Here is a 14,734-nt window from a genome sequence, read left to right as displayed (position 1 = left end):
TTGTTAGTTGTGCCCAGCGAAGCGTTGCAACACGCTGCTGATGCCTTCGCCAACCAGCGAGCCATAAGCCTGTTGCACCGCGGCGCGAAACGCCGGGCGCTTCGCCAGTGCGGTCGGAAATACTTCATTCAGTTCCAAAAACGCATCCACCAGAGGCGCGCCTTCAAAGCGTCCTGCCAGATCGGCAAAGGTGGCATTCAACGGGTCGTCTACGACCTGCGTCGCGGGTTGTGTGCAGTAGCGAATCCAGGCTGCAACGCCCAAAGCAGTGCAAGCGATATCGCGACCTTCGTCGAGTAACTGCTGAGCACCGAGCAACCAGCGTTGCGGCAGTTTTTGCGAGCCGTCCATGGCAATCTGCCGCAGACGATGTTGCAGGCTGTCATTGGCAAAGCGCGCGATCAGATCGCGGGCATAGAGCGAAAGATCGATGCCAGGCGGCATGTCCAGCGTGGGTGCGGCTTCATGGGCCATGTAATGCTCAATGAGACCTGCCATCCGGGCATCATTGACCGCCTCGTATACCAACTCATGACCCGCCAGCACACCCACGTAAGCCAACAGCGAATGGCTGCCGTTGAGCATGCGCAGCTTCATCGTTTCGAAGGGCTGCACGTCCTCAACCATCTGCACGCCTTCCACTTCCCAGTCAGGGCGACCCAGCGGAAAGTTGTCCTCGATGACCCACTGGCTGAAGCTTTCACAGACCACCGCCGCAGGGTCGTGGCAGTCCAGTTGCTGCTCCAGACGACTGAAAGACTCTGGCGTCATGGCCGGGACAATCCGGTCGACCATGCAGCTTGGGAACGCGACTTTCTGGTCTATCCATTGAGCCAGTTCTTCATCCTGTTCTGCTGCCAGACCGCGTACCGCCTGCCGGGTACGCTGACCGTTGTCAGGCATGTTGTCGCAGCACAGGACGGTGAACGCCGGGATGCCAGCAGCGCGACGGCGGCGCAAGGCTTCGAGGACGATGCCTGGTGCCGAACGCGGCGTTAGCGGATGAGCAATGTCATGGGCAATCGTCGTGTCTTCAAGGCGCAATTGCCCCGTAGAAGGACTCAGGCAGTAGCCTTTTTCGGTAACCGTAAGCGTGACAATCTTCGTTTGCGGCGCGGCCATACGCTGCAACAGCAACTCCAGCTCATCACCGCCCTCTCCCGTAAACAGCGCTTCGCGCACGACGGCAATTTCGCGCAGCGTCACCTGTTCGCGGTCGCGATACTCAGCCACATGGTAGCGACAGTCCTGTTCACGCAGCAGATCAACCACTGCTCGATTGGAGCGCAGGTTGGCGCAGCACAGGCCCCAGTCGCTCTGGCCATGACGATTGAGGTTACGTTGCAGGTAGACCGCCTGATGGGCGCGATGAAACGCCCCCAGGCCAAGATGGACAATTCGAATGACCGGTTCTGACTCTGAAGCAGTGCCGGTAGCGGGCACGCGGTTAACAGTCGGCATCGACACACTCCTTATGTTCTGGGATGGCTCAAGGCCGAATCATGTTGCGGAACCGGGACAGCCGCTTCACCGGTGTCTGCAGCGCTTAGCGGTTTTACGTAGCGCGCCACACAGACCGCGCCAATCACAGTCAACAGCCCTGCCAGCAGGAATGCGCTGGTGAACGAGCCGGTGAACTGCACCAGAAAACCGGTCAGGGTCGGGCCAATGATCCCCGAGGTGTTCGCCAGGAAATGCATGAAGCCGCTGACGCCACCCACCCGGGCAGCGGGCACGGTGTCCTGGATGATCGCCCAGTAAATGGCGCCGGTCAGGTACAGGAAGAACACCGCCAGTGCGACGAGAATGACCGCTGGATAAAGGGTTTTGACAATGCCAGCCAGAGCAATACAGCCTGCGCAAGCCAGTAGGCACGTGACCAGCACCACTTTGCGGGAGAACATCATCCGCCCGGTCTTCTTGAACACGAAGTCGGAGATGAAACCGCCCAGCGCCAGACCGAGGAAACCCAGCAGCCACGGAATCACGGTGGCGATACTCATGTCCTTGACGTTCAACCCATGGGCCATGGTCAGGTAGCTGGGGAACCAGGTCAGGAAGAAGAACAGCGTGTAGTTATAGGAAAAGAACGCCAGCGACGTGAACAGCACGGTAGGTTGTTTGAGGTAATAACGCAGCGGATGCACCGGCAACGAAGCCACTTCGCTGGTGCCTTCGGCGCGCTGGATTTCCTCGGCTACCTTGCCTTCAGGTTTGTCCTTGACGAACTTGAACCACACCGCCGCCCAGATCAGCCCTACCACCATGATGATAATGAACGACACTTTCCAGCCGTAGCTGATGGCGATGAAGCCCACTACCGGCCCGGAAATCGCCCCGCCCAGAGGTGTGCCGGACATCGACGAACCCAGCGCCCTGGCACGCTGTTTTGGCGTATACCAGTTGTTGACCATCTTGCTGGTGGTGACGCTCAATGGCCCTTCACCCATGCCAAACAGGATGCGGATCAGCACCAACGAGGCGAAACCGACGGTCAGCACAGTGAGGCCGCTGAACAACGACCACAACACCATCGCCAGCAGCAGCGTGGTTTTTGCGCCGTAGCGGTCAGCCGCCCAGCCACCGATAAAGTTGAACGCTGCGTAGCCGACGAAGAAACTACTGAAGATCATGCCCATCTCACCCGTCGTCAGACCGTAGTCCTTCTGGATGAAAGGGGCTGCCACGGACAATGCCGAGCGATCCAGGTAGTTAATGACGCCTGCCAGGAACAGCATGATGATAATTAACGTACGGCCTTGACCAAACATTGGAACCTCCCGCTTTTTATGTTTATTCGGTGAGGGTGCCCATAGGGGCACTCGTATCTACATCGGACTAGTGACGCGCTTCACCCAACTGCACCAGCACCTTGCGGGTCTGCTCAGGGTGGTTTTCGATCAGGTCGATGGCTGCTGGCATCTCGTCGAAAGACACTTGATGGCTGACCAGCTCCTGAACCTGCAATTTGCCGCTGGCAATCAGCTCGATCACCTTGGGAAACTTGCGGTTGTTCAGGCGTGAGCCCACCAGCGTCAGCTCCTTCTTGATCATCTCCAGTTGCACCAGATCACTCGGTGTAGCATTGAAGCCCAGCAAGCCGATACGCCCGGCTGGTGAGGCCAGGCGGACCATTTGCGGCATCAAGGACGGAATGCACGCAGCGTCGACAATCAGCGGCACGCCTTCGCCGTGGGTCAACTCACGCATCGTGGCTTCGACATCGACAGCCTGACCGTTGAGGGTACGGCTGGCGCCCAAGGCTTTGGCGGTTTCCAGACGCGCATCAATCACGTCGGTGACAGTAATGTCGGTCAAACCCAGCGCCCGGGCCATCTGCACCAGAGTCAGGCCAATCACGCCAGCCCCATAGATCAGCAGACTGTCTCCCGGATGCACGTGCATGCGATCCAGCACGTTGAGCGCGATGGAGTAAGGCTCCACCAGCGCCGCGTGACTCAGGGACATCGAGTCAGGAAGACGATGGGCGTTGCTGGCCGGGACGCAGACCTGCTCGCTGAAACCACCGTCGCGGTGCACGCCAATCACTTGCAGTTTGGTGCAGACGTTGGGGCGATTGATCCGGCACGGGTAGCAAGTCCCGCAGCTGATTACCGGGTCGATGCACACGCGGTCGCCAGCCTTGAGGTGTTCGACGCCTTCACCCACTTCGCGCACCACGCCAGAGAACTCATGGCCGGTTACTCGAGGGAAACGCACGAAAGCGTTCTGGCCGTGGATGATGTGCATGTCCGAGCCGCAGATACCGGCGTAGGCCACGTCTACCTTGACTTCGCCGGGTGCGATTTGCGGCACCTCGACGTGGGCCAGGCCGAACTCAAAAGGTGCTCTTACTTGAAAGGCTTTCATCGGGTAACTCCTGTCAGGGCGGCCGCCGCCTGATGTTCTTGTTGTGATGATTTGATTGTCTTACCAGTGCCAGAGCGTGCCGTCTTCCAGGCGATTGACCGGCAGACTGGCGCGTTTGTAGGGATATTTCGCTGCGAGGGTTTCATCGATGTCGACGCCATGGCCCGGGGTTTCGCCCGGGGTGAAATGGCCGTCTTCAAAGCGATAGGCATGAGGAAAGACTTCGTCGATGCGTTCGTCGTGAGGCATGTGCTCCTGAATGCCGAAGTTGGGCACCCAGGTATCGAAATGCAGGGCAGCGCCCATGCACACTGGCGACAGGTCGGTGGCGCCGTGAAAGCCGGTGCGCACCTGAAACAGCGCAGCGAAATCGGCAATCCGTCGCACATGGGTAATGCCACCTGCGTGAACCAGGGTGGCACGGATATAGTCGATCAACTGCTCCTGAATCAGCTCGCGGCAGTCATGAATCGAGTTGAAGACCTCACCCACCGCCAGTGGCGTGGTCGTGTGCTGACGGATCAGACGAAAAGCCTCCTGATTTTCAGCCGGGGTGCAGTCCTCCAGCCAGAAAAGGTTGTACGGCTCTACGGATTTGCCCAGGCGCCCCGCTTCTATCGGCGTGAGGCGATGGTGAACGTCATGGAGAATGTGCAGGTCATCACCAAAACGCTCACGAACGGCCGCAAACAGTTTGGGCACATAGTTGAGGTACTTGGCGGTGTCCCACATATGTTCGGCAGGCAGGTCGCTGTCGGCCGGCTCATAGCGTTCGCCGCTGCGCTTGGCCACGCCATAAGTGGTGGCGATGCCGGGAATCCCGCATTGCACGCGCACCGCCTTGTAACCCAGTTCGACATGGCGAGCGACTTCATCCAGGCAACCTTCGATGTCTTTCCCCGTGGCATGCCCGTAGACCATCACCCGCTCGCGGCTCTTGCCACCCATCAACTGATACAGCGGCATGTTGGCGGCCTTGGCCTTGATATCCCACAGCGCGATGTCCACTGCGGCAATCGCGGTCATGGTCACCGGACCACGGCGCCAGTAAGCCCCGCGATACAGGTATTGCCAGATGTCTTCGATCCGATGGGCGTCGCGCCCGATCAGCGCGGGCAGCACGTGCTCTTCAAGGTAGGCGACCACCGCAAGTTCGCGACCATTCAGGGTCGCATCGCCGATACCGTAAATGCCGGCATCGGTGACGATCTTAAGAGTGATCAGATTGCGACCCGGACAGGTAACGATCACGCGAGCTTCAATGATTTTCATCAGTTGCGGGCCTCTGCGGCAAAAGAAAATGTAGGCATATTCAGGATGGGCATGGCAGCGCTGGGGATCAGTGCTCCCCGATGCTGAACCACTTGGGCGGCCAGTCGGTGCCCCCACTGAGCAGCGAGATCAGGCCCGCCGCCTTGTAAGCGACAAGAGAGATACCCTGCGCTGAAAGAGTCGCCTGCCGCCGTGGTGTCGACGATGTTGCTGACGAGTTCGGCGGGCACTTCGAAGCGTTCGCCGTCGCAGTCGATCAGGCATGACGCCGCGCCTCGCTTGAGTACCACTTCGCCCACACCGAAGTGTGCGTAGGCACGGAACAAGGCCTCTACGTCTGGGTAACCAAACAGGGCTTCGTCGTCATCCCAGGTGATCAGGGCCAGATCAGTCAGGCGCAGAATGTCGCTATAGGCCTGCCGCGCAGCGTTGGTATCGGGCCACAGGTGGGGACGGAAGTTGTTATCGAAGACGATCCGGGTGCCAGATTTGCGGGCTTGAGCTACAGCCTTCAACAGGCGTGCGCGGCCATCGGGCGTGAGGATCGCCAGGCTGATGCCGCTCAGGTAGAGGTAGTCGTAATCGGCCAGAGCCATCAGCATGGTGTCTGCTTCAGGCCCGTCGAACATGCGTCGCGCTGCGGCCTGACCGCGCCAATACACGAAGCGTCGTTCACCACGAGTATCGGTCTGGATAACGTAGAGGCCCGGCAATGCGTCCTTGATCACTCGCACGTGCTGGTTGCCGACGCCTTCGTCACACCACAACTGGCGCATGGCATCGCTGAAGCTGTCCGCGCCAATGGCGGTAACGTATTCCACGGCGATGTGCGCAGCTGAATTCAATCGGGCCAGATAAACGGCCGTGTTGAGCGTGTCGCCCCCAAACGTCTGACTGAAGTCTGAGGCTGACTCGGCTCTCATCTCAATCATGCACTCACCCACCATCGCGACTTTGACGGGTTTGTGTGAAACGGATTGCGGCTGTTGTCTTGAAATCACTTTCATCATTACGCGCCTTATTATTTTTAAAACGGCGTTTCACTTGCAAGTTGTGGCGGAGTTTCGATCAGATTTTTCACCTCGTCAAGCAAAATGAAACAGCGTTTTGACTCGCCAGCGTATATCCTTGGGTTTTCCGTTCCCGTTGGAGCCTTCATGGACAACAGCACTCTCCAGAACAATGAACTGGTCTCCGCAGTGGGCCGGACCATGGCGGTACTAGAGGCATTGGCAGAACATCCCGAGGAAAGCGGCGTATCGGAAATCGCGCAGAAACTGGACATGTCCAAAAGCACGGTTTACCGCTTTCTGCAGTCGCTCAAGGCTCGTGGCTATGTCGTGCAGGATGCCGAAGAACGCTACCGGCTCAGCGTTCGGCTGTTTGAACTGGGCGCGCAAGCCCTGCCTCATCTGGACATCGTCCGCGAAGCTGAACCGGGCATGCGCCGTATCAATGAGCTGACTGGCGAGACAGTGCATCTGGGGATTCTTGACGAAGGCAGCATCGTCTACGTGCACAAGATCGACTCCAAATACAACCTGCGCATGTACTCGCGTATCGGTCGACGCGCACCACTGTATTGCACCGGGATCGGCAAAGTGTTGATGGCGTGGCTTGAGCAACCGGAGCTGCTGGCACACCTGCAAGAAGAGAGCTTCGAGCGCCGCACAGCCAATACCCTGACCACAGTCGATGCTTATTTGCAGGAACTGCAGGTGGTTCGCGAACAGGGTTATGCCGAAGACCATGAAGAGTTTGAAGACAACATGCGCTGTCTGGCGGCGCCGATTCGCGACCGTTTTGGGCATGTGATCGGCGGCATGAGTGTGTCATTTCCCTGCTTCCGCTTTCGAGAAGAGCTCAAGCAGGACTACGTCAAGCAACTGGTGGAAGCCACGCAACGCATTTCCAGCCAATTAGGCTGGCACGCGTAACTACCTGCTGATCAAAGCGCTCCTTCAATGACCTGCCGAAACGACTCGATAAAAACCGTTTCGGCGCGGTTCATCCTTTGATCGCGGTTCCACATCAAAAACATATCGACATCGACCACGCCGTCAGCCGGTGGTAAACGCCAGATCAGCCCGTTGTGCAAATCGTTGTCCACCAGATGTTCAGGCAAACAACCGATGCCATATCCGGCGATGATCAACCGGCGAATCTCTTCAAAGCTGGGCGATGATGCGACGATTTTTCCGGTGAACCCCTGCTGATCGCGGAACACCGTCAGCGGTGAGAGATTGCCGCCCAACTGGTCGCTGGTGAAACTGACAAAGTTTTCGCCCTGTAACGCATCCAGTGCCAGTCCGCGTTTTCCGAACAGCCGATGCCGTTTGCCACAGAAGAATGCATAGCGCTGGCGCATCAACAGCACTCGCTCCAGTTTTGCCTGGGGAAAGCGGCACAGGCCAATGCCGAGGCTGGCGGTTTTCTGGTTCAGCGAGCTCTGAATATCTGAACTGCGCATGACTTCAAGTTCCAGCTCGACACGCGGATGCAGCAGGTGGAAGTCCGCAAGAAAGTCGTCATAGAGCGGTGACTGCACATGACTGATGGACAGCACACGCACTTTGCCAACGACTTCTTCCTCGGCACCCTCAACCGCCGTGCCCAGACGGGACACATTGCCATACATCTCCTGGGCAATGCCAAACACCTCTTCCCCGGCCTGAGTCAGGTCGAAGCGCGGCCCCTTGCGCACGATCAACGCGCAATCGAGCTGTTCCTCAAGCCGTTTGAGCGACTGACTGACCGCTGATTGCGTGACGAAAAGCCTGGCTGCCGCACGGCTGATACTGCGTTCCTGACCGATAGCCAGGTAAGTGCGCAGCAGGTTCCAGTCCAGTCGATCATTGAGAAAACGCCGACCTTGCCACTTGCCCTGTGCTTCGACTAATTCGTCGTTGTTCATCAATGCACCATTAGTAGCCTGACTAATACATAAAATAAGTATTAGCAAATTGATTAATTATAGGCAGCGAGCGATAAAGCAGGGAAGCGCCACAGAGCGCTATGTGAACAGCCTCAATCCCTGCCATAACGCCAATACTAAAAGGGCCTTGCATGCGAACCTCGTCCAACCAGCCTCGTCGCGCGGCTGCCGCGGCATTCATCGGCACCACCATCGAGTTTTACGACTTCTACATCTACGCCACAGCCGCCGCGCTGATCCTCGGCCAGGTGTTCTTCCCCAGCGATACGCCAGGCCTGAGCACCCTCGCCGCCTTTGGCACCTTCGCGGTCGGCTTCATCGCACGGCCCATGGCCGGGATGGTGTTCGGTCACTTGGGAGATCGGCTTGGGCGTAAAAAGATGTTGCTGTTCACCATGCTGCTGATGGGGTTGGCAACCACGGGAATAGGCTTGCTGCCGAGCTACGCCAGCGCCGGCATCTGGGCACCCATTGGTCTGGTGGCGCTGCGCATCGTGCAAGGCATCTCGGTCGGTGGCGAATGGGGCGGCGCGGTACTGATGGCCAGCGAACATGCGCCCAAGGGCCGCAAGACGTTCTATGCCTCCTTCGCGCAACTGGGCAGCCCCGCAGGCTTGCTGCTGGCGTTGATTGCCTTTCGACTTGTTACGTCTCTGGAGCCCGCTGAATTTGCCGACTGGGGCTGGCGTTTGCCGTTCCTCGCCAGTGGCGTATTGATGCTGATTGGCCTGGCGATCCGCTTTGGCGTTGAGGAGTCACCGGAATTCAAGGAAGTCGCGGAGAAAGGCGAAACCGCCAAGTACCCGGTGCTGGACGTGCTGCGCACCTGCTGGCGGCAGATTTTCTTCGCCGCCTGCGCGGTGACCATCGGCTCGGCGGGCTTTTTCTTCACCAACACCTTCATGATCACTTACGTGACCCAGTATCAGGGCATCTCACGGGCGACCATTCTGGATTGCCTGTTTATCGTGACCGTCCTGCAATTCATTTCCCAGCCCATCAGCGCATTACTGGCCGAGCGTATCGGCGAAGGCCGGTTCCTGATGCTGACCGCCCTGCTCTCGATGTTCATGCCTTACCCGATGTTTCTGCTGGTCGGCACCCAGAACCTGGCGTTGATGACCCTGGGCATCGCCATGGCTGTGATCACCTTGTCAGCGCTTTACGCAGTGATTGCCGGTTACATGGCTCAGGCATTCCCGGCGCATTTGCGTTACAGCGGGATATCTATCGCTTACCAACTGATCTGTGCGATTGCCGGTGGCAGCACGCCCATCATCGGCACGTTGCTGGCCACTCACTACGCCGGGCAATGGCTGCCACTGGCGATTTTCTTCAGCGTGCTGGCAGGCATTTCGCTGTTTGGCGTCTGTGGTCTGGCGCGTCTGCGCGGTGACGACAGCACCACACAACAGTCAGCGTTCAACAAGGAGCTTTCATGAATACCCCGGATTCTATCGACGCTGTGGAATGGCAGGCCCGCTGTGAACTGGCCGCACTGTATCGACTGGTGGCGCACTTTCGCATGACTGATTTGATCGACACGCACATCAGCCTGCGCATCCCTGGTCCCGAACATCACTTCCTGATCAACCGTTACGGGGTGATCTTCGACCGGATGAAAGCCAGTGATCTGGTGCGGATCGATCAGCATGGCCAGGTGGTCAATGGCGACGTGGAAAACAGCCGGGTAAACGCCGCAGGTTTCGTTGTCCACTCCGCTATCCACATGGCTCGGGAAGACCTGAACTGCGTGATCCATACGCATACCGCAGCCGGTATGGCAGTCGCCGCGCAAGAACACGGCCTGTTGCCGATCACTCAGCATGCGCTGAAGTTCTACGGCAAGCTGGGTTATCACACCTATGAGGGCATCGCCCTTTCGCTGGAAGAACGTCAACGCTTGGTGGCGGATCTTGGCCCCCATAAGGCGATGATCCTGCGCAATCACGGCTTGTTGGCGGGCGGTGGCAGCGTGGCCCAGGCGTTCCATGAAATCCATTTTCTGGAGCGGGCGTGTCAGGCACAGGTTCAAGCCTTGTCCGGTCAAAGTAAACTCGTGCAACCCAGCGAGGATGTATGCCGTTTGACCGCCCAACAGTTTGATCGCGATGAAGCCGCAGAGATCATTCAGTTGAGCTGGAACGCCGCGCTTACCCTGATCGAAGACCAACGCGAGTCCTACTGCTCATGACCACCGTCGTCCTGTTGACCAATGACCCCATTCTGAACAGCGAACTGCAAGTCGCATTCGCCCGTAACGCGCCTGAACTCAACGTGGTATTGCCCGATGACCCGGCCGCCGCCGAGGCGCAAATCGCGGCCTGCTGGTATCCACCCGCGGGCAGCATGGCAAGCCTGCCCAACCTGCAACTGGTGCATTCGGTGGCTGCGGGGGTTGATCATTTGCGTACGGATCCGAGTCGGGCGGACCTTCCAGCTTGCCGCGTTGTGGACCCTGATCATCGACGTGGGATGACCGAATACGTGCGTTGGGCGGTGCTGCATTTTCACCGTGATTTTGATCGCGTGGCCGCACAGCAGCGTCAAAGCGCGTGGCAGCGTCACCCACAACGTCCTGCCGGGCAGTTCAGAGTGGGCGTCATGGGCCTGGGTTCACTGGGTGCGGCAATCGCCAGTGATCTGGCCGGTGCTGGCTATGCGGTGAGTGGCTGGGCACGTAGCCCGCGAGAAATTCCCGGAGTGATCTGTCATCACGGTGACGAGCAGTTCGACGGATTCCTCGACGGCCTGGACATGCTGGTCAACCTGCTGCCCCTGACCGACGCCACCCGAGGCATTCTGTGTAGCAAGACCTTTGCCGCCCTGGCTCCCGGCGCGGTAGTGGTGAATGCCGGACGCGGGCAGCACCTGGTCGTCGATGACCTGCAACAGGGCCTGGCCAGCGGGCATTTGCGCGGCGCGGTGCTGGATGTATTCGATCAGGAACCGCTGCCGGTGGACGATCGTTTGTGGCAGATGCCGGGGGTGATCATCACTCCGCACATGGCCTCCGCCGCCTCCGACGATTGCATTGCACTGCAGGTCGCGGAAAACGCCCGCCGACTGCTCAATGGCGAACCCCTGAATAATCTGGTGGACCCAACGCTGGGCTACTGAAGCGACACGCAAGAGGTTGAGCGATGAATGTAATTGAATCCAACGGCGATCGCCTCTGGGCCAGCCTGATGGACATGGCCCAAATCGGTGCCACCGCCAAGGGCGGCAACTGCCGTCTGGCCCTGTCTGAGGAGGACAAAGCAGGCCGTGAGCTGTTCATGAGCTGGTGTCGGGAAGCAGGCATGACCCTTAGCTTCGATGCAATCGGCAACCTGTTCGCCCGCCGTGCCGGGCTAAACGAAAAGCTTGAGCCGATCGTGATGGGCAGCCATCTCGACACTCAGCCCAAAGGCGGTCGTTTCGATGGCATCTACGGGGTCCTGAGCGGCCTGGAAGTGGTTCGCTGTCTGAACGAACAAGGCATCCAGAGCCAACGGCCTATTGAAATCGCGGTCTGGACCAACGAAGAAGGCGCGCGCTTCACGCCAGCCATGTTTGGCTCTGCAGTTTTCACCGGCACTCTGGCACTCCAGACAGCGCTGGATGCATGCGATGCCGACGGTATCAGCGTCGCTCAAGCGCTGGACGCCACCGGGCACCTGGGTGAGCAACCCTTCAAGCGTCCTTTCGATTCGTATTTCGAAGCGCACATCGAGCAGGGGCCGATCCTTGAAGACAACGGCATCCCGGTGGGCGTGGTGACGGGCGGTCAGGCCATTTGCTGGCTGGACGTTCAGGTCAAAGGCCAGAGCGCCCACGCCGGGACCACACCGATGAAACTGCGCAAGGACGCTTTGTTTGGCGTGGCGCAAATGGCTGCGAAACTTGAAGCCCTGGCTGAAGAGTTCGCGCCCAAGGGACTGGTCACGATTGGCCAGTTGAGCATCGCCAAATCATCGCGCAACACCATTGCCGGCAGCGTGAACTTCACGGTGGATTTGCGTCACCACGAAGACGGGCAGATTGCGCTGATGGAGGAGCTGGTCCGACAGCGTTTTCAGCAGGTAGCGGACGTCCGCGGATTGACCCTGGACATACAGCGCCACTGGCTAAGCCCGGCCACCCCGTTCGACAAGGATTGCGTCGCGGCGGTACGCCGTGCCGTCGAAGCGCTAGGTTATCCGCATCAGGACATCGTCAGCGGCGCAGGTCACGACGCCATCCTGCTCGCCCGGCACTGCCCCACCACGATGGTGTTCATCCCCTGTGTTGACGGGCTGAGCCACAACGAAGCCGAGGACGTTTTCCCTGGAGATGCCCGCATGGGCTGCGATGTGCTGCTGAATGCCATCGTTGAGCGGATTCAGCGTTAGCTCAGCCTTCAGCCGCCCGCAGCACCTGTTGGAGCGGTGGGAGCGAGTTCATTCGGGAAGGCGGTATTTCAGAACATACATGTGCTGTGGATGTACCTGCTCTTTCGTGAACAAGTTCAATCTCATCAAACAACATGCAAACGCTGGATTGAAGTGCATTTTCTGTAGGAGCTGCCGAAGGCTGCGAAACATTTATCCTGACACACCGCGATCGCAGCCTTCGGCAGCTCCTACAGGCCTTATGCTTGCCGCGAGACAGCGCGGTGCCCTGGACACTGAGGCACCGTCTACCAAAACTGCGCTCATGAAAGACACTAACGAACCAGCCGCTTCTCTTTCGATGGCCGGTAACCGAAGAACGCGCTGTAGCACTTGCTGAAATGACTGGGCGAGACGAATCCGCAGGCGACCAGCACCTCAACCTGGGACATCTCAGTGTGCTGCAACAAACGCCGGGCTTCGGTGATGCGCAATTCCAGGTAATAGCGCTGCGGCGTGGTGCCCAGCTGTTCCCGGAACAAGCGTTCGACCTGACGACGGGAGCGACCGGAGTACTTCACCAGTTGCTCCATTTCCAGCGGTTCTTCGAGGTTGGCGTCCATCAGCTTCACCACCTCACGCAACGGCGCGCTGACCGATAGATGCGCCGAAGTCTTGATACGCCTATAACGAGACTCTTCAAAAGACAGAATGTCCTCGATGCCTTCGACCAGCGCTTTGTCATGCAGGGTCTTGATCCACTCCAACGCCATGTGAAAAGCCCCCGACGGGCTTGCGGCGGTCAGACGATCCCGGTCCACCACGAACGGCTCGCTGGTGACATGGGTAATCTTGCAGATTTCAGCCAGCGCGGGACGGTGTTCCGGGTGAATCGCGCAACGGTAGCTGTCGAGTAAACCCGCGACACCCAGAAACCACGCACCATTCCACAAACCCGCCAGCGCAGTACCCTGCTCTGCCGCCGTATTCAGTAACGCTGTCAACTCGGGATAATGCTTGAGTTCGGTCCGGTAGCCGCCGCAGACAACCAGCAAATCCAGACCGTTTATGCCGGCAGCTGTCAGCCGCACATCAGGTCGAATGACCAGCCCCAGATCACTGACCACTTCGCCCTCCTGCAAGCCAAAGGTACAGGTCGCGAACAAGCCGGGACGCAGCAGATTTGCGGTGATGATGGTGTCCAGCGCCTGGGTGAATGCAGGAAGCGAGAAATGTTCGAGCAACAAGAATCCGGCTTTTGCCTGACGGGAAGCTGTTGACTCATCTCCAAGATAGCGAAGATTCTTGCCCTTCATGCCACCACTGAATTGACGTCGCTCAGTCATGTCGTCCGGTTCTCCGTCTCATCAATCGCGTATCGATCGCCGACCGGGCCGTGTTGCGCCATCAGATCTGCAACCCAGTCGATGAATACCCGGACTTTAATACTGATATGCCGGTTTGGCGGAAACGCCACATACAGAGGCATGGGTTCCATTCGCCAGCTTTTGAACAACGGGACCAATTCACCGCTTGCCACGTGTTGTTTTGCCATATAGTCCGGTAGCCAGAGCACGCCCATGCCTGCCAGTCCTGCCGCAAGATACGCATTGCCGTCGTCCACCGCCAACACGTAACGGCCATTAATCGTCAGACGTTCGGTGCCGTTGTGCATGGCATAGGGTAAGGCTTTACCTGTGCGCGCCCACAGGAAACCGATGATCCGGTGCTCAGACTCTTCAAGCTCGCGAGGGTGAACTGGAATGCCGAGACGCTGCAGATAAGCTGGCGCCGCGTACACTCCAAGCTGCAAATCACCCACCCGGCGAGCCATGAGTGACAGGTCGCTGAGTTCACCGCCGCGGACCACGCAATCGACATTCTCGCCAATTAGATCGACTTTGCGATCACTGACGCCCATATCGATCTGAATATCCGGGTATCTTGCATGGAAACCGGGCAGTGCCGGCATCAGGATCATTCTGGCCAGCGGGCTGGGTACATCCACTCGCAACCGACCTCGGGGCAATGACGCTGCGCTGGAGAGACTTGTCTCTGCGTCATCCAGGTCCGCCAGCAGCCGTACCACGCGTTCGTAGTAAACCGCGCCGTCAGCAGTGACATTGACCTTGCGCGTGGTGCGGTTGAGCAATTTGACCCGCAGCCTGGCTTCCAGTTGTTGAACCAGTTGGGTCACCGTGGTCTTGCTCATGTGCAGCGTGTCAGCCGCCCTGGTAAAGCTCCCCGCTTCCACGACCCGGGCGAATGCCAGCATGGCATCAAAACGGTCCATTCCTGCCCCGCT

At 58.6% G+C, this 14,734-nt stretch carries 13 protein-coding genes; 5 read left to right on the top strand and 8 right to left on the bottom strand.

What is annotated here, in order from left to right:
- Positions 1–3 precede the first annotated feature (3 nt).
- The 5 genes from K3169_RS14940 to K3169_RS14920 all read right to left on the bottom strand — a co-directional run bounded on the left by K3169_RS14940 (position 4) and on the right by K3169_RS14920 (position 6,149).
- Entirely contained in the window at positions 4–1,461 is a 1,458-nt protein-coding gene (locus tag K3169_RS14940; RefSeq protein ID WP_263267031.1) for a mannitol dehydrogenase family protein, read from the bottom strand.
- Between the two features lie 11 nt (positions 1,462–1,472).
- The gene (locus K3169_RS14935; RefSeq protein ID WP_122396767.1) at positions 1,473–2,771 is read right to left on the bottom strand and encodes an MFS transporter; all 1,299 of its coding nucleotides are present in this window, start codon (positions 2,769–2,771) and stop codon (positions 1,473–1,475) included.
- Positions 2,772–2,838: 67 nt separating this feature from the next.
- Positions 2,839–3,870 carry a Zn-dependent oxidoreductase gene (locus tag K3169_RS14930; RefSeq protein WP_263267030.1) on the bottom strand — a complete coding sequence of 344 codons (1,032 nt, stop codon included), beginning with the start codon at positions 3,868–3,870 and terminating at the stop codon, positions 2,839–2,841.
- A 60-nt stretch (positions 3,871–3,930) separates the two neighbouring features.
- On the bottom strand, positions 3,931–5,142 hold the full coding sequence (manD, locus tag K3169_RS14925) for a D-mannonate dehydratase ManD (RefSeq protein ID WP_263267029.1): 1,212 nt from the start codon (positions 5,140–5,142) through the stop codon (positions 3,931–3,933).
- A complete protein-coding gene (locus K3169_RS14920; protein ID WP_263267028.1) occupies positions 5,142–6,149 on the bottom strand; it encodes a sugar kinase in 1,008 nt (335 codons plus the stop codon). The genes manD and K3169_RS14920 overlap by 1 nt, the downstream gene beginning before the upstream one ends.
- Positions 6,150–6,299: 150 nt before the next feature.
- Between K3169_RS14920 and kdgR the strand changes: the two genes are divergently transcribed.
- The gene (kdgR, locus tag K3169_RS14915; protein WP_027901231.1) at positions 6,300–7,079 is read left to right on the top strand and encodes a DNA-binding transcriptional regulator KdgR; all 780 of its coding nucleotides are present in this window, start codon (positions 6,300–6,302) and stop codon (positions 7,077–7,079) included.
- 11 nt (positions 7,080–7,090) lie between these two features.
- Here the strand turns inward: kdgR and K3169_RS14910 are convergent, their stop codons facing one another.
- Positions 7,091–8,056 carry a LysR family transcriptional regulator gene (locus K3169_RS14910; RefSeq protein WP_255884221.1) on the bottom strand — a complete coding sequence of 322 codons (966 nt, stop codon included), beginning with the start codon at positions 8,054–8,056 and terminating at the stop codon, positions 7,091–7,093.
- Positions 8,057–8,208: 152 nt separating this feature from the next.
- Between K3169_RS14910 and K3169_RS14905 the strand changes: the two genes are divergently transcribed.
- The 4 genes from K3169_RS14905 to K3169_RS14890 are packed head-to-tail and all read left to right on the top strand — an operon-like array spanning position 8,209 to position 12,450.
- Positions 8,209–9,519: an MFS transporter gene (locus K3169_RS14905; protein ID WP_027901229.1), complete on the top strand. Its 1,311-nt coding sequence runs from the start codon at positions 8,209–8,211 to the stop codon at positions 9,517–9,519.
- The gene (locus tag K3169_RS14900; protein ID WP_263267027.1) at positions 9,516–10,271 is read left to right on the top strand and encodes a class II aldolase/adducin family protein; all 756 of its coding nucleotides are present in this window, start codon (positions 9,516–9,518) and stop codon (positions 10,269–10,271) included. Before K3169_RS14905 ends, K3169_RS14900 begins: the two co-directional genes overlap by 4 nt.
- Positions 10,268–11,197, top strand: coding sequence for a 2-hydroxyacid dehydrogenase (locus tag K3169_RS14895; RefSeq protein ID WP_263267026.1), 930 nt, complete (start codon positions 10,268–10,270; stop codon positions 11,195–11,197). Before K3169_RS14900 ends, K3169_RS14895 begins: the two co-directional genes overlap by 4 nt.
- A 23-nt stretch (positions 11,198–11,220) precedes the next feature.
- The gene (locus tag K3169_RS14890) at positions 11,221–12,450 is read left to right on the top strand and encodes a Zn-dependent hydrolase (protein ID WP_263267025.1); all 1,230 of its coding nucleotides are present in this window, start codon (positions 11,221–11,223) and stop codon (positions 12,448–12,450) included.
- Between the two features lie 314 nt (positions 12,451–12,764).
- On the opposite strand, the gene K3169_RS14885 is transcribed toward K3169_RS14890, so the two are convergent.
- Positions 12,765–13,775: a GlxA family transcriptional regulator gene (locus K3169_RS14885; RefSeq protein ID WP_231677699.1), complete on the bottom strand. Its 1,011-nt coding sequence runs from the start codon at positions 13,773–13,775 to the stop codon at positions 12,765–12,767.
- A complete protein-coding gene (locus tag K3169_RS14880; protein ID WP_263272185.1) occupies positions 13,772–14,722 on the bottom strand; it encodes a LysR family transcriptional regulator in 951 nt (316 codons plus the stop codon). The genes K3169_RS14885 and K3169_RS14880 overlap by 4 nt, the downstream gene beginning before the upstream one ends.
- Positions 14,723–14,734 lie beyond the last annotated feature (12 nt).

This window comes from Pseudomonas phytophila (assembly GCF_025643095.1).
Taxonomy (GTDB): Bacteria; Pseudomonadota; Gammaproteobacteria; order Pseudomonadales; family Pseudomonadaceae; genus Aquipseudomonas; species Aquipseudomonas quasicaspiana.
This window is presented reverse-complemented; position numbering and strand designations above follow the sequence as displayed.

What these genes read in the sequence shown, in the direction of transcription:
- K3169_RS14880 (WP_263272185.1), bottom strand. Translation starts at nt 14,722, where the DNA reads ATGGACCGTTTTGATGCCATGCTGGCATTCGCCCGGGTCGTGGAAGCG.
- K3169_RS14885 (WP_231677699.1), bottom strand. Translation starts at nt 13,775, where the DNA reads ATGACTGAGCGACGTCAATTCAGTGGTGGCATGAAGGGCAAGAATCTT.
- K3169_RS14890 (WP_263267025.1), top strand. Translation starts at nt 11,221, where the DNA reads ATGAATGTAATTGAATCCAACGGCGATCGCCTCTGGGCCAGCCTGATG.
- K3169_RS14930 (WP_263267030.1), bottom strand. Translation starts at nt 3,870, where the DNA reads ATGAAAGCCTTTCAAGTAAGAGCACCTTTTGAGTTCGGCCTGGCCCAC.
- K3169_RS14895 (WP_263267026.1), top strand. Translation starts at nt 10,268, where the DNA reads ATGACCACCGTCGTCCTGTTGACCAATGACCCCATTCTGAACAGCGAA.
- K3169_RS14900 (WP_263267027.1), top strand. Translation starts at nt 9,516, where the DNA reads ATGAATACCCCGGATTCTATCGACGCTGTGGAATGGCAGGCCCGCTGT.
- K3169_RS14910 (WP_255884221.1), bottom strand. Translation starts at nt 8,056, where the DNA reads ATGAACAACGACGAATTAGTCGAAGCACAGGGCAAGTGGCAAGGTCGG.
- manD (WP_263267029.1), bottom strand. Translation starts at nt 5,142, where the DNA reads ATGAAAATCATTGAAGCTCGCGTGATCGTTACCTGTCCGGGTCGCAAT.
- K3169_RS14935 (WP_122396767.1), bottom strand. Translation starts at nt 2,771, where the DNA reads ATGTTTGGTCAAGGCCGTACGTTAATTATCATCATGCTGTTCCTGGCA.
- K3169_RS14905 (WP_027901229.1), top strand. Translation starts at nt 8,209, where the DNA reads ATGCGAACCTCGTCCAACCAGCCTCGTCGCGCGGCTGCCGCGGCATTC.
- kdgR (WP_027901231.1), top strand. Translation starts at nt 6,300, where the DNA reads ATGGACAACAGCACTCTCCAGAACAATGAACTGGTCTCCGCAGTGGGC.
- K3169_RS14940 (WP_263267031.1), bottom strand. Translation starts at nt 1,461, where the DNA reads ATGCCGACTGTTAACCGCGTGCCCGCTACCGGCACTGCTTCAGAGTCA.
- K3169_RS14920 (WP_263267028.1), bottom strand. Translation starts at nt 6,149, where the DNA reads ATGAAAGTGATTTCAAGACAACAGCCGCAATCCGTTTCACACAAACCC.